15 protein-coding genes are annotated in these 17,937 nt (G+C 70.2%); 9 read left to right on the top strand and 6 right to left on the bottom strand.

From position 1 onward, the window contains the following. Nucleotides 1–16: 16 nt before the first annotated feature. The 3 genes from CMC5_RS35860 to CMC5_RS35850 all read right to left on the bottom strand — a co-directional run bounded on the left by CMC5_RS35860 (nt 17) and on the right by CMC5_RS35850 (nt 2,306). Complete coding sequence (locus CMC5_RS35860; RefSeq protein ID WP_050434614.1) at nt 17–997, bottom strand: STAS domain-containing protein; 981 nt, start codon at nt 995–997, stop codon at nt 17–19. A 164-nt stretch (nt 998–1,161) separates the two neighbouring features. Continuing rightward, nucleotides 1,162–1,737 carry a hypothetical protein gene (locus CMC5_RS35855; protein WP_156339114.1) on the bottom strand — a complete coding sequence of 192 codons (576 nt, stop codon included), beginning with the start codon at nt 1,735–1,737 and terminating at the stop codon, nt 1,162–1,164. An 11-nt stretch (nt 1,738–1,748) separates the two neighbouring features. Continuing rightward, a complete protein-coding gene (locus CMC5_RS35850; protein ID WP_050434612.1) occupies nt 1,749–2,306 on the bottom strand; it encodes a hypothetical protein in 558 nt (185 codons plus the stop codon). Nucleotides 2,307–2,532: 226 nt separating this feature from the next. On the opposite strand from CMC5_RS35850, the gene CMC5_RS35845 reads away from it, so the two are divergent. After that, complete coding sequence (locus tag CMC5_RS35845) at nt 2,533–2,994, top strand: hypothetical protein (RefSeq protein WP_050434611.1); 462 nt, start codon at nt 2,533–2,535, stop codon at nt 2,992–2,994. Between the two features lie 51 nt (nt 2,995–3,045). Here CMC5_RS35845 and CMC5_RS47090 read toward each other — a convergent pair whose 3' ends face one another. Further along, nucleotides 3,046–4,056, bottom strand: coding sequence for a DoxX family protein (locus tag CMC5_RS47090; protein WP_050434610.1), 1,011 nt, complete (start codon nt 4,054–4,056; stop codon nt 3,046–3,048). Nucleotides 4,057–4,170: 114 nt separating this feature from the next. Here CMC5_RS47090 and CMC5_RS35835 point away from each other — a divergent pair, with 114 nt between their 5' ends. The 5 genes from CMC5_RS35835 to CMC5_RS35815 all read left to right on the top strand — a co-directional run bounded on the left by CMC5_RS35835 (nt 4,171) and on the right by CMC5_RS35815 (nt 9,263). Then, the gene (locus CMC5_RS35835; RefSeq protein WP_050434609.1) at nt 4,171–5,154 is read left to right on the top strand and encodes a lipase family alpha/beta hydrolase; all 984 of its coding nucleotides are present in this window, start codon (nt 4,171–4,173) and stop codon (nt 5,152–5,154) included. Beyond that, complete coding sequence (locus tag CMC5_RS35830) at nt 5,133–5,429, top strand: hypothetical protein (RefSeq protein ID WP_050434608.1); 297 nt, start codon at nt 5,133–5,135, stop codon at nt 5,427–5,429. The genes CMC5_RS35835 and CMC5_RS35830 overlap by 22 nt, the downstream gene beginning before the upstream one ends. A gap of 10 nt (nt 5,430–5,439) precedes the next feature. Beyond that, the gene (locus CMC5_RS35825) at nt 5,440–6,471 is read left to right on the top strand and encodes a synaptic vesicle VAT-1 family membrane protein (RefSeq protein WP_050434607.1); all 1,032 of its coding nucleotides are present in this window, start codon (nt 5,440–5,442) and stop codon (nt 6,469–6,471) included. A 95-nt stretch (nt 6,472–6,566) separates the two neighbouring features. Continuing rightward, nucleotides 6,567–8,480 carry a bifunctional metallophosphatase/5'-nucleotidase gene (locus tag CMC5_RS35820; protein ID WP_082363102.1) on the top strand — a complete coding sequence of 638 codons (1,914 nt, stop codon included), beginning with the start codon at nt 6,567–6,569 and terminating at the stop codon, nt 8,478–8,480. A 51-nt stretch (nt 8,481–8,531) separates the two neighbouring features. After that, nucleotides 8,532–9,263 carry a pyridoxine 5'-phosphate synthase gene (locus tag CMC5_RS35815; RefSeq protein ID WP_050434606.1) on the top strand — a complete coding sequence of 244 codons (732 nt, stop codon included), beginning with the start codon at nt 8,532–8,534 and terminating at the stop codon, nt 9,261–9,263. Nucleotides 9,264–9,323: 60 nt separating this feature from the next. Here the strand turns inward: CMC5_RS35815 and CMC5_RS35810 are convergent, their stop codons facing one another. Together CMC5_RS35810 and serA are read right to left on the bottom strand one after the other, a co-directional pair. Then, nucleotides 9,324–10,763 carry an FAD-binding oxidoreductase gene (locus tag CMC5_RS35810; RefSeq protein ID WP_050434605.1) on the bottom strand — a complete coding sequence of 480 codons (1,440 nt, stop codon included), beginning with the start codon at nt 10,761–10,763 and terminating at the stop codon, nt 9,324–9,326. 53 nt (nt 10,764–10,816) lie between these two features. Beyond that, the gene (gene serA / locus CMC5_RS35805; protein WP_050436334.1) at nt 10,817–12,070 is read right to left on the bottom strand and encodes a phosphoglycerate dehydrogenase; all 1,254 of its coding nucleotides are present in this window, start codon (nt 12,068–12,070) and stop codon (nt 10,817–10,819) included. Nucleotides 12,071–12,328: 258 nt separating this feature from the next. Here serA and CMC5_RS35800 point away from each other — a divergent pair, with 258 nt between their 5' ends. Genes CMC5_RS35800 through CMC5_RS35790 form a run of 3 tightly spaced genes read left to right on the top strand, consistent with a single transcriptional unit; the run spans nt 12,329 to nt 17,927 of the window. Next, nucleotides 12,329–13,606 carry a TolC family protein gene (locus CMC5_RS35800; protein ID WP_050434604.1) on the top strand — a complete coding sequence of 426 codons (1,278 nt, stop codon included), beginning with the start codon at nt 12,329–12,331 and terminating at the stop codon, nt 13,604–13,606. 59 nt (nt 13,607–13,665) lie between these two features. After that, nucleotides 13,666–14,784 (top strand): efflux RND transporter periplasmic adaptor subunit, encoded by a 1,119-nt coding sequence (locus CMC5_RS35795; protein ID WP_169796761.1) that lies wholly within the window; start codon nt 13,666–13,668, stop codon nt 14,782–14,784. Then, nucleotides 14,781–17,927: an efflux RND transporter permease subunit gene (locus CMC5_RS35790; RefSeq protein ID WP_050434602.1), complete on the top strand. Its 3,147-nt coding sequence runs from the start codon at nt 14,781–14,783 to the stop codon at nt 17,925–17,927. The genes CMC5_RS35795 and CMC5_RS35790 overlap by 4 nt, the downstream gene beginning before the upstream one ends. The last annotated feature ends 10 nt before the right edge of the window (nt 17,928–17,937 follow it).

Here is a 17,937-nt window from a genome sequence, read left to right as displayed (position 1 = left end):
CGGGCCGCGGTGGCGCTCAGGCGCGTGGAGGGGAGAGTCTCGTCCGGTCGCGCGAAATCGCCTGGGCGATGCCTTGCTCCAGGCTCCGGGTGGTGCGGATGCCGCTGAGATCGACGCCGACCGACACCAGGGCCTGCGCCACTTGAGGGCCGATGCCCGTGAGGATCAGCTCCGCGCCGAGCAGGGACACGGCCCGGGCCACCCGCGCCATCGCTTCGGCAGCGCTCTCGTCGATGCTGGGGACGCCGGTGACGTCGAGCAGGACGATGGCAGCGCCACGGGCCTGGATGCCGGTGAGGATCGTCTCCAGGAGCTGCGCCGACCGCTCGGGGCCGATCTCGCCGATGAGTGGCACGGCGACCACGTTCCGCGCGATGGGGACGAGCGGGGTGGAGATGGCGCGCAGGGCGGCCTGTTGCGACTCGATGATCTGCCGCTTGAGGGCGAGGCGGTGCTCGGTCTCCGCCTTCAGCTCCTCGGTGCGCTCCCGCACGCGCTCTTCGAGCTCGGCGTTGAGCAGGCGCAGCTCTTCCTTGTCGTGCCGGTGCGCGGTCATGTCCCGGACCACGACGATGACGTCCTCCTGTTCGAGCGGGATGAGCCGCGCCTCGTACCAGGCGTCGCTGCCGTCTTTCCTCGGGAGCGCGTACTCGAGCTTCCGCATCTCTCGTGAGGTGCCGACGTCGTGGAGGACCTCGGTGATGGCGCCGTTCAGAGGCTCGGGGAGGACCTCTTGCATGCGCTTGCCGAGGAACTCCTCGGGGGGCACGTAGAAGTCGGTGGCGTACCGCGAGATGCTGCGCACGATCGTCCCGTCGGAGCGCAGCTGGAAGAACAGATCCGGCACGGCGTGCAGGATGCCTTCCAGGGTGGCCGCGAGGTGGGTGTGCTCCTCCTGGGCCTTGCGCGCGTCGACGAACTCGCGCTCGAGTTCCGCGACCCGCGTGCGCAGTTCCTGGTTCTCCGCGCGGAGCGCGTCGAGTTCAACCGTGTCCATGAGCCCCCCTTAAGCCGTCGTGACCTTCGCAATGCCTCTCTGCACGCAGCCGCGCTGCGTGGCCCGACCGAGGAGGACGCCAGTGAGGGTCCCCCGGCTCAACTATCGTCATGGGCGGAAGGGTACATACCTCGCCGACCGCGTCACCTGGCTTGTCGCGCGCGTCATCGAGGTCGACGCGGCGAGCTTGTTCCCTGAACAGAGGCGCGTCCCCTGAACACGACGGCGAGGGCTGCCACGAGGCCGCCCAGGAGCACGACGCCATGCCCACCCGGCATCCCTGGCGCGGCCGCGCAGCCGAGCCGGGAGCGCCACCCGGTGGTCTCGGCTCCAGGGACGCACCGAGGGGTCGTCTCGCAGGTGGCGGGGCGTGCGCAGCTCCCATCGGCCTCGCAGGGGCCGCGGGCGATCTGGCGGAGCTGCTCCCCGGCGCCGGCCTTCAGAGGATGGTAGCGCTCCGTCTCGATGCAGAGGGCGACCCGGCGGCAGCTCTGGCCTTTCGTGCACCCCTGATCGGGATCGCAGGTGGTGGGTTCGCAGTGGGTGCCCGTGTGGTCTTGCCGAGCCACGGAGCCTTCAGGGCACTCCGGTCGGAGGGGAGGCAGCACGTCGGCCTCCGCGCCTGAGGGCGCGAGCCAGACGCCGAGCCCGAGGGCGAGCGCGAGCGCCCCACGGCTGCCGAGAGGGCTGCGCCTCGTCGAAACGACGTGGAGGAGGGGGGACGAGGAGGCGATGTGCACGCGCCAGAACCTCAGGGCGAGGTTGCGCCGCACGTTGCCGCAGCGCGTCGGTTGTCCACCACCACGGCTTGCGGGGTAGCGGCGGGATCGATCTCGCCCTGCCACACCACACGCGGGCCTCCGGGCGCGTCGACGACGTCGCGCACCACGCGGACCGAGACCGGGCTGCTCGGTGCAGCCAGCACGCCGACGGCCGCGTCGAACGCGCACTCGGTCTCGCAGCGACCCACTCCCGGCTCGGGTTCGTCGCGGAGCGTGATCTCCACGGAGCCTCCGATGGGGCCGCCGAGGCGCTCGGCCTTCAAGGTGCGGCGCCCGCAGCAGTTCAACATCGCCCGGGCATCGGCCACCCGCAGCAGGTCGAAGGCTGCGTCGTAGCGGAGCCGCAGCACCTCCGCGGCGCAATAATCCACCTCGTCGATGCTGGCCAATCGCACCTCGGACTCGGTGAACCCACCGCGCTCGCTGAGGATCTCTTCTTGAACGGCGCCCATCTCGGCGCAGCTCGGCAGGCACACCGCGGCCGAGAGCAGGGCGGCCACCTTGGCCGTCAGGCTCGTTGTTTTCATGAGTGACTGGGCTCCCGCGCACACCGGACCAGCCGCCGGTCGGTGTGCGCATCGTGCAGTGAATCGTGCGCGAAGAGCGTACGGCGCGCTGCGTGACGAGGGCAAAGAAGCGGCATTTGCTCTCAGCGAGCTGTTCCCTTCGCCGCGGAGCCGTCTAGGATGTGGAGCAGCGCTGGCATCTCGTCTACCCGCGCGACGAGATCGTGGAGCGTCCTAGGAGGTGGGTGTGGACAACCTGGGCGAGGTTCATCGGGGCGACGTCGCGCGCGAAGGGATCGACTGCGCCTGGCAATCTCTGGGGGTTCACGTCTTCCGCGTCGAGCGTCCCAATTTTTTGTTTCTCCGCAACAACGGCGATCTCCAGATCGAAGAACTGGAGCACCTCTGTTCCCTCTGCGAGCAGCTCGCGGTCACGGCAGGTCCCGTGCTCTGCCTGGTCGACATCGCGCGCCTGGACAAGCTCCCGATGACCACGCGGAAGGGCGCCGTTCGTCGGCCTCGGCACCACTACCTACGGGCCGTCGGCATTTTCGGTGGGAACACCGTCCAGCGGGCCGTGGTGACCATGGCCACCACCGTGGCGCGCCTGTACCGCGGTGAGGCCGAGAGCATCCCCGCCCGGATCTTCGCTACCGAGGGGGCTGCGCGCATGTGGCTCGACAGCTTGCCACCTCGACCTCGAGGCTGACGCCCCTCCGCCACGGCACCGACCTGGACCGCGCGTCGTGCGTGAAGGCGTTCAGCGTCGATTTCGGTGAGGTCTGAGGTCGAAGAGCATCGCATCCAGCGAATACCGCCCTGGGCCACTGATGGCGATTGCGAGGAACAGCAGCGACAAGAGCAGGGGGTACTCGAACGCCGCGCCCTTCCCCAGGCCGATGAACCGCGCATCCCCGAGGTGAGAAGTCGACCAGGCGACCACCATGGTGATGCACGCCGTCACCGCTGCGGGCCGGGTGAGCAGGCCGAGGGCCACCAGCGCTCCTCCCACCAGCTCGGCCAGCGTCGCGCACCATGCGAGCGTGAGCGGCGCAGGGAGGCCCTTGGCGGCGAGCCCGCGAGCGAGGCTCTGTGCGGCGTCGAGCGCCTTGTAAATGCCGTGCGGCATCAGCACGAGGCCTGCGGCGACACGGACGATCAGCAGCCCGAGCGAGCCCGTGCGCGCTGGATCGGGGTAGAAGAGCGCGCGGATCCCGCCTGTCCGTGGCGGTGACGCGAGGGGCCGCTCGGCGAAGGGATCCTGCAAGAGCGGCTCGGAGGGACGCAGCCCGCGGGTGCCTGATGCGCCTGACTCGGAATGGCGCGATGGGCTGGGTTCCCGCACGTGCGGATCGGAGTGGCGCGATGGGCTGGGCTCTCGCACGCGCGGATCGGCGTGGCGTGACGCGCTGGGGAGCGTCTTCTCCACAGCGTTCGCAGGGAGCCGAGGTGGCGCTGGGGTCGCGCCATGGCCGCCTGCGGAGCCCCTGTCGACGTAATCCAGGGGCACGCTGCTCTCTCTCGGGACGGTGGCCGTCGTCGCGTGAGCCCGGATCGACTGTCCGAACACGCGTCTGTACGCCCTCGCGAACTGTCGCGGGTTCGCGGCTTTGAATCTTCCGGCTTCGAGGATCTGGGTGATGCGCCCGTGAGCGTCTCCGCTGTGGAGTCCCTGGTGGTCGCGGTTCACGCCCAGCCAGGAGCCATCGGGGAAGACCACGCGGAGCGGGAAGCCGCTCCCTTCATGACGCTCGAACCGGACGCGATGCATGGACCGCAGACCTCCGCCGGGCAGCCTGCGCGGCTCCTCCCTGGGAAGCAAGCGTTCTCACGGGTGCTCGCGCTGGTCGGAGGTTACGTCGTTTCATGACACCATGCTCGAAGCATGACGAGGACCCAAGTCGTCGATCGGTTGCTCGGGGTGCTCAACGGGGTCGTGGGGGACCACCTGGCGCGAACCGGCAACGGGCTCGCGATCCCCATGCAGATCATTCGCGGTGGCTCGCCCCTGCCGCTCGAACTCCTCCAGCTCGAGGCGATCGTCCCCGCACCCACGTCACGGGTCGTCGTGCTCGTCCATGGCCTGACGGATACGGAGGCTTGCTGGGACATGCCCGGTGGCGAGAGCTACGGCTCCTTCCTCGCGAGGGACCTCGGCTACACGCCCTTCACCCTCCGTTACAACACCGGCCGGCACATCTCCGAGAACGGTGAGGCGCTCGATTCGCTGCTGGAGCAGCTCGTCGCTGCCTATCCGGCGCCGCTCGACGAGCTGACCCTCCTCGGACACAGCATGGGCGGGCTCGTCCTCCGGAGTGCCACCCACGCTGCCAGCGTGCGCGGCGGGAGCCGCTGGTTGCCCCTCGCGCGCCGCGCCATCTACCTCGGATCGCCTCATCTCGGCGCCCCGCTCGAACGAGCAGGAAACGCGCTCGCCTGGGCGCTTCGCAAGGTCCCCGATCCAGTCTCGGTCTTGCTCGGAGATCTCGTGAACCTGCGCAGCAGCGGGGTGAAGGACCTGCGCTACGGCTACCTGCGCCAGGAAGACTGGGAAGGCGCCGACCCCGACGCACTGCTGACCAACGGACGACATCCGGTGCCACTTTTGCCGCACATGCGCCATCACCTCGTCGCCGGGACGCTCTCGGACGACCCGCGCATGCAGCTCCTGTTCGGCGACGCCCTGGTGCCGGTCCCCAGCGCGACGGGGCGGGCCCGGACGGCGGATCGCTGTCAGCCGCTGCCGCAAGAGCACGTGCGCGTCATGCCGGGCATGGGGCACCTGCGGTTGACCCGTGATCTCGAGGTGTACGCGCAGATCCGCGCGTGGTGCGAGAGGGAGGCAGGATGGAACGGTGGAGGGGGCTGAAGTCCCTGGTGCAAGATGCCGTCGAGCACGGGTCGCGGCGGGTGGAGCGCGTGCAGAAAGAGCTGGCTCGCCGCCCCTTCGCGGTGCTGGAGCAGATCCCGGCCATCGCCGTGCCCGTGAAGGGCATCCACGAGGTGCATGATCTCGTCGTCTCCAGCACCCACGATGTCATCCGCCTGGTGAACCGCGTGGTGGGCGACTCGCTCGACGTGGTGATGGAGACGGTCGAGAGGCAACGACACGACGAGCCGCCCAAGCGCCACGGGATGGAGTAAGAGAGACGCCGTGCGCAAGATCGTCATCCCCAGCGCTGGCAGCTACGACGTCCTCCGTCTCGAAGAGCACCCCGATCCGACGCCTGGTCCTGGCGAGGTCCAGATCGCCGTCGAAGCTGCGGGCGTGAACTACGCAGACTGCGTCGTCCGCATGGGTCTCTACGAGTCGGCGAAGAAGTACGTCGGCTGGCCCATCACCCCGGGCTTCGAGGTCGCTGGCACGGTCGCCGCGGTGGGCGAGGGCGTGAAGGATCTCAAGGCGGGCGCCCGCGTCCTCGCCGTCACGCGCTTCGGGGGGTACGCGAGCCAGGTCGTCGTTCCCCGGCACCAGGTCTTCGCGCGGCCTTCTCGCCTCAAGGTCGAGGAGGCAGCCGCCTTCCCCGCCGTCCACCTCACCGCGTGGTACGCGCTCCACGAGCTGGTCCGCCTTCGGCCGGGGATGAAGATCCTCATCCACTCCGCTGCGGGGGGTGTGGGGAGCGCGCTCATCCAGATCGCCCGCCTCGCGGGTTGCTTCGTGGTCGGTGTCGTCGGCGCCAGCCACAAGGTGGAAGCGGCACGGCAGCTCGGCGCCGACGTGGTGATCGACAAGCGCAGCGAGCCGCTCTGGGAGACGGCCGCACGCCACGCGCCGGATGGCTACGACATCGTCCTCGACGCGAACGGCGCCGAGACGCTCCGGCACAGCTACAAGCACCTCGGGCCGGGCGGCAGGCTGATCGTCTACGGCTTCCACACCATGATGCCGCGCCGCGGGGGTCGACCCGACTACGTGAAGCTCGCGGTCGATTTCGTGCGCACGCCCCGTTTCAGTCCTCTCGACCTGTGCAACGACAACAAGAGCGTGCTCGCCTTCAACCTGTCGTACCTGTTCCCGCGCGCCGATCTCCTGAAAGAGGCGATGGATCAGCTCCTCGGCTGGGTCGAAGAAGGAAAGCTCACGACGCCGCCTTTGAAGACCTACCCGCTGGCGCAGGTTGCTGACGCGCACCGCGCCATCGAGTCGGGGACGACGGTCGGGAAGCTCGTGCTGACCGTTTGACGCCGAAGGGGCTTTCCTCGATGGTGCCCCACGGTCCACGGCGGGGTGATGAGCAGCGGCATGCCTCCTGCCTGTGGTCAGCAGAGAGTCGACCCATGACCCTGACGCCTCCTCGCCCCGCTTTCTCTCTCCGTTCTCGTTGCCTCGGTCTCTCTTCCCTGGGCGTTTTCCTGGCTGCTGCGCTGCTTGCACAGCCTGGATGCGGCGGAGACGACGACGGGGCCGCGGCGACGACGAGCACCACGACGAGCACCACGACCAGCGCGAGCGGTGACGGGGGGCATGGGCAAGGTGGGCTCGGAGGGGTCAACCAGGGCGGCGAAGGGGGTCAAGGGGGACACGGCGGCGTCGGCGGCAGCGGTGGGATCGGCGGAGACGGTGGACAGGGGGGGCAGGGCGGCGCCGGTGGAAGCGTCCAGGTCCAGATCCTCGCGTTCAACGATCTGCACGGTCACATGGAACCCCCCGCGGGCAGCAACGGCAGGATCACCCGACCCGACGGGACCAACGTCAACGCGGGCGGCGTGGCCTTCCTCGCGACGCACCTCGACGCGCTCCGGGCCCAGAACCCGAACACCGTGGTGGTGTCCGCTGGCGATCTGATCGGCGGTTCGCCACTCCTCTCGGCACTCTTCCATGACGAGCCGACGATCGAGGCGATGAACCTGGTCGGCCTGGATTTCAACGGTGTCGGCAACCACGAGTTCGACAAGGGCGCCCTGGAGCTCATGCGCATGCAGGCGGGGGGCTGCCATCCCGTCCATGGCTGCGCCGACGGGACGCCCTTCGCAGGCGCGACCTTCCAGTTCCTCTCGGCGAACGTCTTCACCGACGTGCCCATGAGCGAGACCTTGTTCCCGCCGTATGCCATCCGCGACTTCGAGGGGGTCAAGGTGGCCTTCATCGGGATGACCCTCGAGGACACCCCGAGCATCGTCTCGCCGCTCGGCATCGAGGGGCTCACCTTCACGAACGAGGCCGCGACGGTGAATGCACTGGTGCCCGTACTGCAAGCCCAGGGCGTCGAGACGATCGTGGTTCTCCTCCACGAGGGCGGTCAGCCCACCGGTTCGTTCAACAACTGCCCTGGCATCTCCGGCCCCATCGTGCAGATCGCCGAGGCGATGTCTCCGGCGGTGGACGTCATCGTCTCCGGTCACACGCATCACGCCTACAACTGCATCATCGGCGGGAAGATCGTGACCAGCGCTGCCTCCTTCGGGCGCCTGATCACCGACATCGATCTGACCATCGACCGCGCCACCGGCGATGTGATCGCCGCGCACGCGGAGAACGTCATCGTCACCCGTGATCAGGCCGACGTGGTCCTCGACGACTTCGTGAGCGGCTACCAGGAGCTGGTCACGCCCGTTGCCAGCCGGCAGGTGGGAATGATCACCGCCAACCTGACGAGGAATGCCGACTCGGCCGGTCAGACGACGATGGGGTTCGTGGTCGCCGACGCGATGCTGGCGGTGACGCAGGATCCCATGGCCGGTGGCGCCCAGGTGGCCTTCATGAACCCGGGCGGCGTGCGAGCGAACCTGTCGTTCGCTGCGGCTCCGGGGGAACAGACGAACGGGATCGTGACCTTCGGCGAGCTGTTCTTGGTGCAGCCGTTCGGAAACAACCTGGTGGTGGTGACGCTCACGGGCGCGCAGCTCAAGGACCTGCTCGAGCAGCAGTTCATCCACGAGAATGGCTCGCTCGCGCTCAACATCCTGCACCCGTCGCAGGGGTTCTCGTACACGTACAGCATCGGCGCGCCGGAAGGCACTCACGTGAACGCGGCGTCGATGCAGCTCGACGGGGTGCCGATCGTCCCGGCGCAGCCCTACCGGGTGGTCGTGAACAGCTACAACGGGAGCGGGGGAGATGGCTTGACCGTGCTGACGCTGGGTACGGATCGGGTCGGCGGCGTGCTCGACATCGACGCCGTGGAGGCATACTTCGCGTCGCACTCGCCGGTGTCGCCGCCGGCGCTGAACCGGGTGACGCGCGTCCCCTGACGCCAGAGTGGCGGGGCGCCCTCCGCGGGTGTAGAGCGGCGAGCGGTCCCGATGAAGCTCAGCGTCAACGTCAACAAGCTCGCCCTCATCCGCAACTCCCGGGGAGGCAACGCCCCCGATGTGCTCGATTTCGCTCGGCGCATCGTGGGGTGGGGTGCGCACGGCATCACCGTGCATCCGCGCGCCGATCAGCGCCACATCACGCCCGACGATGCGCGGGCGGTGGCGGCGCAGATCACGACGGTGGAGACGAACTTCGAGGGCGATCTGCGGGAAGAGTTCCTCGACCTCGTGATGACCTGCAGGCCGACGCAGTGCACGCTGGTGCCGGTGACGCCCGGAGAGATCACGTCACACCGCGGATGGGACGTGGGGCGCTGGGGTTTCCTGCTGGAGCCCGTGCTGCGGAAGCTGAAGGAGATCGGGGTGCGTTCGAGCCTGTTCGTGGAGGCCGATCCGAAGGTGATGCCTCAGGCCGCGGCCATCGGCGCAGACCGGGTGGAGATCTACACGGGGCCGTACGCGCAGGCGTTCGACGCGGGGGACTACCGCGTCGAGCTGGACCGGATCGTGGCGACGGTGAAGGCAGCGCAAGCGGTCGGTGTGGGGGTGAACGCGGGGCACGATCTGACGGTGGAGAACCTGGGACCGCTGGTGCAGGAGGCGCCCGAGATCCTGGAGGTGTCGATCGGACACCACCTGACGGTGCACGCGCTGGAGGTGGGGATGGAGCGGTCGGTGAAGGACTACTTGCAGGCGGTCGCTCCTGCGAAGAAGCCCTGAGAGGAAGACGCTCGTGCGAGGGGGGCGCCGCGGTGCGGGAGGTCGCGCTGACGGCGCCGCTCAGGGATCGAGGATCTTGCCAGGGTTGAGGAGGTTCTGCGGGTCGAGTGCGCGCTTGAGGGTGCGCATGAGCGTCAGCTCGCCGGGGCCTCGGGTGTAAGTGAGGTAGTCCTTCTTGAGCAGGCCGATGCCGTGCTCGGCGGAGATGCTGCCGTGGTGGGCCTTCACCAGCGCGAAGATGTCGTGATCGGCCTCGTGGGTGCGCTGGAGGAACTGCTCGCGGGTCAGGTCGTCGGGCTTCATCACGTTGATGTGGAGGTTGCCATCGCCGATGTGGCCGAAGAGGCAGATCTCCCAGCCGGGGTAGCGGCGCGCGAAGAGGTCGTCGAGGGCGGCGCAGAAGCCGGAGAGCTCGGCGATGGGGAGAGCGACGTCGTTCTTGTGGGGGAGGCCAGTGGCCGAGAGGCTCTCGCTGATGCCTTCGCGCAAGGTCCATAGCTCGGCGGCCTGCGAGGAGTGCTGGGCGAGGGTGCCGTCGGTGACCAGCTCGCGCTCGAAGAGGGAGGCGACCCACGCTTCGAGGGCGTCGCGGTGGGCGTTCTCGACCTCGAGGAGGACATAGTAGTCCGAGGGCGCGGAGAGGGGGTTGCGGACGTTGCGGTGGCGCCTCACGCGATCGAGGCAGCGCTCGGTGAAGAACTCGTAGGCGGTGATGGTGAACGGCCCGCGGCCCGGTTCGAGGCCGGCACCCGGGGCGATGGCCCCGCCCATGCGGGCTTCACGGAAGAGGGAGAGGACGCCGGCGAGGTCAGGGACGGCGAAGAGGAGGACGTCGAGGTGGCCGGGGAGGCGGGTGAGCTTGAGCGTGGCCTCGGTGATGATGCCGAGGGTGCCTTCGCTGCCGATGAAGAGCTGGCGGAGGTCGAGGCCGGTGTTGTTCTTCTCGAGGGCGCCACCGAGTTCGAGGACCTCGCCGCTGGCGAGGACGACCTGGAGGCCGAGGACCCACTGGCGGGTGAGGCCGTAGCGGATGACCTTCACGCCGCCGGCGTTCGTGGCGATGTTGCCGCCGACCTGGCTGGAGCCCTTGGAGGCGAAGTCGACGGGCCAGGTGAGGCCGTGCGTGGCGCAGTGCTGGTGGACGGCCTCCGTGACGGCGCCGGCCTGGACGCGGACGGTGCCGCCGAGGAGGTCCACGGGGCCGAGGTGGCGCATGCGGTCGAGGGAGACGACCAGCTCGCCATGGGCTGCGACGGCGCCGCCAGCGAGGCCCGTGCGCCCGCCCGAGGGGACGACGGGGACGCCATGCGCGCTGCACAGGCGCAGGAGGCGCGAGACCTCGTCGGTGGTGCGGGGGAGGGCGATGGCGCCCGGGTGAGGGGCGTGGACCTTGGTCCAGTCGCGTCCGTAGGTGGCGAGATCCCCGGGGTCGAGGGAGAGGAAGTCGGGAGGGAAATCCGCCTGGATCGCGGAGAGAAAGGCTTCGGGGAGGGCCGCCATGCCGCCTCGGTACCGTGGGGGGCGAGGCGGGGCAAGCTGCGGGGGCTCGGGGGCTAGTAGAGCACCCGGGTGCGGATGTTGGTCTTCAGCGCGGCGATGCGGCGGCTGACCTCCATGGAGACGTTCTTCTCCATGTCGATGATCAGGTAGCCGATGTTGTTGTCGGTCGCGAGGACCTGGCTGTTGATGTTGGCGTCGAGGTCCGAGACGATCTGGTTCACGTCGCGGAGCACGCCGGGGACGTTGCGGTGCACGTTGAGCAGGCGGTGCGTACCGCGGCGCGGGGGCAGGTCGACGCGCGGGAAGTTGACGGCGCCGGTGGTGGCGCCACTGGTCTCGAAGTGCGCCAGGCTGTGGGAGACCTCGTGGCCGATGGCTTCCTGCGCTTCCTCGGTGGAGCCGCCGATGTGCGGGGTGAGGATGACGTTGGGCAGGTTCTGCAGCTCGGTCTCGAACGCGGCGCCGTTGGCCTCGGGCTCCTCGGGGTAGACGTCGATGGCGGCGCCGCCGACGTGTTCGGATTTCAGTGCCTCGGCGAGGGCGTGGATGTCGACCACGGTGCCTCGGCTGGCGTTGAGGAGGCAGGCGCCCTTCTTCATGTGGGCGATGGCGTCGGCGTTGATCAGGTTGCGCGTCTCGGGGGTCTCGGGGACGTGCAGTGAGACGAAGTCGGCCTGCTCCAGGAGCCCGTTCAGGGTGGGGAGGGCGCGGTTGTTGCCCATGGGGAGCTTGGCCATGATGTCGTAGTAGAGGACGCGCATTCCCAGGGCCTCGGCGATGACGCCGAGCTGCTGCCCGATGTGGCCATACCCCACGACGCCCAGGGTCTTGCCGCGGACCTCGTGGCAGTGGGTCGCGGTCTTCTTCCACATGCCGCAGTGGACCTCGCGCGAGCGGTCGCCGATCTGGCGGGCGAGGAGGATGATCTCGGCGATCATCAGCTCGGCGACGCTGCGGGTGTTGCTGAAGGGGGCGTTGAAGACGGGGACGCCGCTGTGGTTGGCGGCGACGAGATCGACCTGGTTCGTGCCGATGCAGAAGCAGCCGACGGCGCGGAGGCTCGGCGCGTTCTCGAGGACGCGGGCGGTGACGCGGGTCTTGCTGCGGATGCCGAGCAGGTGGACGCCGGCGAGGGCCTTGATGAGGTCGTCCTCGCCGAGCCCGCCGCTGCGGGTTTCCACCTGGAAACCTTCGTCGGTGAAGCGCTTGAGGGCGCTCTTGTGGATGCCTTCCAGAAGAAGCACCTTGGCGGGCTCCTGGACGGGAAGGGATTGCGGGGCGGCGCTCGGATTCTCGTCGGTGCTCATGATGTTGAAGGGGCGCTTCTTAGCGCATCTCGGCCCGGCTGTGCGGACCGAGGACGGCGAGGTCGTGCCGGACGGCGAGCCGGTGACGTCGAACGGCATCCTCGGGTGGTCTCGACGCCCTCTCGCCCTCGCGGGGCTCGTTCGTGGGGTCCACAAGGGGCTGGCTGGCTGGACTGTGCGGGACGGGCATCTCCGTCGTTGAGAATTCTCTTCATGAGGTCTCAAGAACCTCACGGGGCAGCTCACTAGGGTGCCCCCATGGCTCCCTGGATCGCCGCTCCTCTCACCTGGGTCGCGGTCGCGCTCGCGGGTGCGGTCCCCTCGACGCAGCCGGTGTCGTTCGACCAGGCGATCGGCTTCGCCGCGGAAGCGCCGGACGTGCAAGGGGCGCAGCGGGCAGTGGGAGCGCAGCGTGCGCTGGCAGGCTCCATCTCGTCGCTGGACGCGAACCCTCAGATCTTGCTGCAGCCCGGGATGCGCGTGGCGCCCTGGGAAAACCGTGGGTTCGAGCTGCAAGCGAGCTTGATGCAGTCGTGGAATCTGGCGGGACTTTCCGGGGCGCGGCGAGACGCGGCGCGGGCGGAGGGACGGGCGCTCGAAGCGCAGGCGCGGGCAAAGGCGCTGTCCCAGCGGCTCTCGGCGGCGCGAGCGTGGATCGACCTGTGGGGGGCGCAGGCGCTCCTGGAGGTCGGGCGCCGTGAGGTGACCACGGCGGGAGAGCTACTGAAGCTCGTGGAGCGTGCCGCGGCCGCCGAGGCGTCGACGCGGGCGGACGTCGCCGACGCGCGCGCGTACCTGGCCGAAGCGCGGCTCTCGGTGATCGCAGCAGAGGGGGAGGTGGTGGAGCGGGGGCTGCTGCTCGGGCGCGAGATGGCGGCGGGAGGCGGCGAAGGGCTCCTGGCCGCGGGGGACCTTCCAGCGCCGACACTGCCGGCGCCCGGGAGCTGGGTGGGGTTGATCCAGCGCGCCGGGAGGCTCCACACGGTGGAGGCGCGCGCGCTCGAAGCGCGGGCGGAGAAGGCGCGGCTGGTGGAGGCGCGCGCCGCCCGCGGGACACAGCTCTCCCTGGGGGTGCAGGTGCAGCGGGATCAGCCAGGGGGGCTGGTGCTTTTCGGGCTGGCGGGGGTGACCCTGCCGGCGTTCGATCGCGGCGAACGGGAACGGAGCGCCGTCGCGGCGCGGGTCGCCACGGCCGAGGGGGAGGCGGCGCGAGCGGTGCTGGACGCGCGGGCGGAGATGCGGATGGCGCTGCACGAGGTGGAGCACACCGGGGATGTGCTCGCTGCCATCCGGGACGACCTGCTGCCCGCCGTGGAGGATGGCGTGGCGGCGAGGGACAAGCTGTACCGGGCGGAGAACGCGACGCTGCCCGAGCTGCTCCTGGTGAAGCGACAGGCGCTGGCGACACGCGGTCGGCTGATCCGGGCGCAGGCGCAGGCGTCGTGGGCGCGGGTGAAGGCGTGGCTGTTGGTGGCGGCGCTGGAAGAGAGCGCGGAGGCCGCGCAGCGGCGTGGCGCGCCGGGAGCTGCACGATGAGCAGGGGCAGGAACTGGATGAGGCGCGACCGGGGTCGCTGGAGGGGACAGCGCGTGGGCGTGAGCGGGCTCCTTCTGGCGCTTGCGGGGTGCGGGCTGGTGATCGCCGGGTGCGGGCAAGGCACGGCGACGGCGACCCCTGCGGCCGAGGGGAAGGGCGCCGAGGCCGCGGCTCCGGCCGCAGGGGGTGAAGGGCTCTCACGGGCGAGTGCGCCGACGCCATGGGTGAAGGCGCGGGCCGCTGGAGAGCAAGCGCTGCTCGAAGCCCCCGCCGTGGTGCTGGCTCCCCCCGAGGCAGCAGGTGCGGTGTCGGCGCCGTTCGCCGCGCGGGTGATGCGCATCCACGTGCAGCCGGGGCAGGAGATCGCGCAAGGGGCGCCTGTGATCGACGTGCTGATGCCGGAGCTGATCGGCGCGTCGGGCGCGTATGCAGCGGCAGGGACGCGGCTTGCAGCCTACCGGCGCCGGAAGGCGCAGCTCGATGGGCTGCGCGCGGACGGGCTGGCGAAGCTGTCGGAGATCGGCGAGGTGGAAGCACAGATCGCCGACGCGGAGGCCAGCCAGCAGATCGCGGCGGCGACCTTGCGGAGCGCGGGCATGGGGCCGGGGTCGGCAGGGCAGGTGCTGGCGTCGGGAGGGAAGGTGACGCTGCGCAGCCCGGTGTCCGGGGTGGTGACCGAGCTGCGCGCCACCCTCGGAGAGATGCGAGACCCTTCCGGCGAGCCCCTCGCGCGGGTGGTGGGCGCTGGCGCGGCGCGGGTGGAAGCGCGGGTCGCGACGAGGCCGCCCGAGGGCGCGCGCTACGACCTGGTGATCGGGGCGGCATCGCCGGTCCCGCTGAAGAAGGTGGCGCAGGCACCGGCCGTCGACGCGCGGGACGGGACGCTCAAGATCTGGCTGGAAGCAGACGTCGCGCTGAACGCGCCGCACGGGGCGCTCGGCAAGGTGCGCGTGCGGGTGGCCTCGGAGAGTGGCGCGGTGGTGGTGCCCGCCGCGGCGCTGGCGCTCCAGGACGGGCACGCGATCGTGGTGGCGCGCAAGACGGGCCAGCCGCTGCCCGTCACCGTGCTGACGACGGCGGGCGCCGACGCTTTGATCCAGGGAGAGCTGACGGAGGGCGACGAGGTGGCTGCAGAGGCTGCGCGGGCCCTCGCGCAGGACGGGGAGGGCGTGCCTTGATCGAGCGGCTGGTGCGCGGAGCCATCGCCTTTCGTGGGCTCGTGCTGGCGATCACGGTGGCGCTCGCGGGTCTCGGGTTGCTCATGGCGCTGCGCCTGAAGCTCGACGCGCTACCGGACATCACGAGCAACCAGGTCGTCGTGATGACGAACGCGCCAGGCCTGACGCCGGAAGAGGTGGAGCGTCAGGTGACGCGGCCCGTGGAGCTGTCCATGGGCGGGCTCCCGGGGCTCGTGGAGCACCGGAGCATCTCGCGCTACGGGATCTCGTCGGTCACCGCGGTGTTCGAGGACGAGGTCGATCCGTACCTCGCGCGGCAGATGGTGTCCGAGCGTCTGGCCTCGGTGGCCGAGGAGCTGCCGCCTGGTGTGAGCACCCCGGAGCTGGGCCCGGTCACCGGCGGCCTGGGCGAGGTCTTCCATTTCACGCTCAGCTCACCCTCGCGCACGGCGGCAGAGCTGTACGAGATCGTTGCGCTCCGGGTGGCGCCCTTGCTGCGCTCGGTTCCTGGCGTTGTCGAGGTGAACACCTGGGGGGGCGAGCGACGCACGCTGGAGGTGGTCGCCGATCCGGCGCGCCTCGCGCAGCGAGGGATCCCCCTGGATGCGCTGCGTGCAGCGCTGGAACGCGCGACGGGCAGCGCGGCCGGGGCGAGCCTCCCAGCAGGATCGGGCCAAGCATTGCTGCGGGCGGTGGCGCGTCCACAGAACCCCTCCGAGCTCGCGCAAGCGATCGTGGCCCACACGGCGGGTGTCGGCGAAGGAGGGCAGGGAGGGAGGCCGGCCGACGTGGTGCCGGTGCGGGTGGCCGACGTGGCCGACGTGCGCGTCGGCGCCCTGCCCCGGCTCGGCGCCGCCACCGCGGATGGGCGTGGCGAGGTGGTCTACGTGATGGCGCAGATGCTCCGGGGAGACAACGCCCTGGAGGTGATGGACCGGATCCACGCGCGCCTGCCGGAGGTCCGCACGGCGCTGCCGGAAGACGTGGCGTTCCACGTCGTCTACGACCGCAGCGTCCTCGTGAAGAGCACCCTGCGCACGGTTGGCAGGACGCTACTGGAGGGCGGACTCCTCGTGGTCGCCGTGCTGTTCGCGATGCTGGGGAGCTTGCGGGCCGGGCTCCTCGTGGCGTCGGTGATCCCGCTGTCCATGATCGGCGCCGCGGCGGGCATGGTCTCGACGGGGATCGCGGGCAACCTGATGAGCCTCGGCGCGATCGACTTCGGGCTGGTGGTCGATGGCGCGGTGGTGATGGTCGAGCACATCTTCCACGCACAGCAGGAACACGCCGCACGGCAAGGGAACGCCGACGCCGCGGCGGGCGACGCGCGCAAGGGGTGGATGAGCCGGGTCTGCGGCGAGGTGGCCTCGCCGGTGTTCTACTCGGTGCTGATCATCCTGCTGGTGTACGTGCCGGTGCTGACGCTGACGGGTGTGGATGGGAAGATGTTCCGGCCGATGGCGCTGACGGTGGTCTTCGCGCTGGTGACGGCGCTGATCCTGTCGCTCACGTTCGTCCCTGCCGCGGCCAGCCTCGTGCTGAGGGCGCGGGACGTGCCGAAGCGGGAGCCACTCCTCGTCCGCCTGATCACCCGGGTCTACGAGCCCCTGCTGAGCGTGGCGTCGCGGCGGCCGGCGGTGGTGGTCGTGGGGGCCGTGGTCTTGCTCGGCGTGGGCGCGGCGCTGTTCGTGCGGGCAGGCAGCGAGCTGTCCCCGCAGCTCGACGAGGGCGACCTGGTCGTCCAGACGACGCGCGCGCCAGACATCTCGCTGGCGTCGGCGGTGCGTGACGCAGGCCGGCTGGAGGAGGCGGTGCGGCGGGTGCCGGAGGTGCTCCAGGTGGTGTCCAGGGTCGGGAGCCCGGCCGTGGCCACCGACCTGATGGGGCTGGAGCAAGCCGATGTGTTCGTGGCCGTGGCGCCGCGGGGTGCGTGGCGCGCGGGGCTGACCCGAGAAGCGCTGATCGACGAGATCCAGGCGGCGATCGACCTGGCCTCCCCGGGCGCCGATCCGGCGTTCACCCAGCCGATCCAGATGCGTTTCAACGAGCTGCTCGGGGGCGCCGTCACCGACGTGACGGTGAGCGTGTACGGGCAGGATCTCGCCGTGCTCCGGGAGATTGCGGAGGGGATCGCGGACGCGCTCGATCAGGTCCAGGGCGCCGCAGACGTGCGCATCATGGCTCCTCCTGACGTGTCGCTGGTGGAAGTGCGTCCTCGGCCGCTGGAGGCGGCGCAGGCCGGCATGGCCGTGGGCGAGATCCTCGACGCCGTGCGGGCGCTGCGCCAGGGCGTACCCGTCGGAGAGACCTGGGACGGGCCGATCCGCGTGCCCATCGTCCTGCGCCTCGCGGGGGCACCGAGCGCCTTCGAGGTGGGTCGCGTCGCGCTGCCCACGTTCACGGGCGGCGTGGCACCGCTCGATCGGGTGGCGACGGTGGAGACGCTGGCCTCCCCGAGCCTCGTGAACCACCAGAACGGTGAGCGGCGTCTGGTGATCGGGTTCAACGTGCGCGGCGCCGACCTCGGCGAGCTGATGACGCGAGCGCAGGCGGCCGTGACGAAGCTGGGCGAGCCACCCAGGGGCTACCGGCTGGTATGGGGAGGCCAGTACGAGACGCTGCGTGAAGCGACGGACCGGCTCACGGTGGTGCTGCCCGCCGTGGTCGCCCTGATCCTCGGCGCTCTCTATGCGGCATTCAGGAAGGTGCGGCCCACGCTGATCATCTTCACCAACGTACCGTTCGCCTGCGTGGGCGGCATGATCGCGCTCTCGGCCCGAGGCATGCCGGTCTCCATGTCCGCGGCCGTGGGGTTCATCGCCCTGAGCGGGGTAGCCGTGCTGAACGGCGTGGTGCTCCTGTCGCGGGTGATCGCCAACGAGCAAGAGGGCCACCCACCCGCCGAAGCCGCGCTGCTGGCGGCGCGGTCGCGGGCGAGGCCCGTGCTGATGACGGCGCTCGTCGCAGCGCTCGGCTTCATCCCGATGATGCTGAACACCGGGGTCGGCGCCGAGGTGCAACGGCCGCTCGCGACGGTGGTCGTGGGCGGGCTGGTGACGTCCACCCTGCTGACCCTGATCATCGTGCCCACCCTCTACCCCTGGCTCTCGCTCCGCCGCGCCGGGAGGCGCACCCCGGCATGATCCTGGCTGG

Origin of the sequence: Chondromyces crocatus, from assembly GCF_001189295.1 — a bacterium.
Taxonomy (GTDB): domain Bacteria; phylum Myxococcota_A; class Polyangia; order Polyangiales; family Polyangiaceae; genus Chondromyces; species Chondromyces crocatus.
The sequence above is the reverse complement of the archived record's forward strand: the minus strand, read 5'-3'. Positions and strand labels throughout refer to the sequence as shown.

Excerpts from the sequence above, each read along its gene's own strand:
- CMC5_RS35860 (WP_050434614.1), bottom strand. The coding sequence starts at position 997 with ATGGACACGGTTGAACTCGACGCGCTCCGCGCGGAGAACCAGGAACTG.
- CMC5_RS35850 (WP_050434612.1), bottom strand. The coding sequence starts at position 2,306 with ATGAAAACAACGAGCCTGACGGCCAAGGTGGCCGCCCTGCTCTCGGCC.
- CMC5_RS47090 (WP_050434610.1), bottom strand. The coding sequence starts at position 4,056 with ATGCATCGCGTCCGGTTCGAGCGTCATGAAGGGAGCGGCTTCCCGCTC.
- CMC5_RS35835 (WP_050434609.1), top strand. The coding sequence starts at position 4,171 with ATGACGAGGACCCAAGTCGTCGATCGGTTGCTCGGGGTGCTCAACGGG.
- CMC5_RS35830 (WP_050434608.1), top strand. The coding sequence starts at position 5,133 with ATGGAACGGTGGAGGGGGCTGAAGTCCCTGGTGCAAGATGCCGTCGAG.
- CMC5_RS35820 (WP_082363102.1), top strand. The coding sequence starts at position 6,567 with ATGACCCTGACGCCTCCTCGCCCCGCTTTCTCTCTCCGTTCTCGTTGC.
- CMC5_RS35815 (WP_050434606.1), top strand. The coding sequence starts at position 8,532 with ATGAAGCTCAGCGTCAACGTCAACAAGCTCGCCCTCATCCGCAACTCC.
- CMC5_RS35810 (WP_050434605.1), bottom strand. The coding sequence starts at position 10,763 with ATGGCGGCCCTCCCCGAAGCCTTTCTCTCCGCGATCCAGGCGGATTTC.
- serA (WP_050436334.1), bottom strand. The coding sequence starts at position 12,070 with ATGAGCACCGACGAGAATCCGAGCGCCGCCCCGCAATCCCTTCCCGTC.
- CMC5_RS35800 (WP_050434604.1), top strand. The coding sequence starts at position 12,329 with ATGGCTCCCTGGATCGCCGCTCCTCTCACCTGGGTCGCGGTCGCGCTC.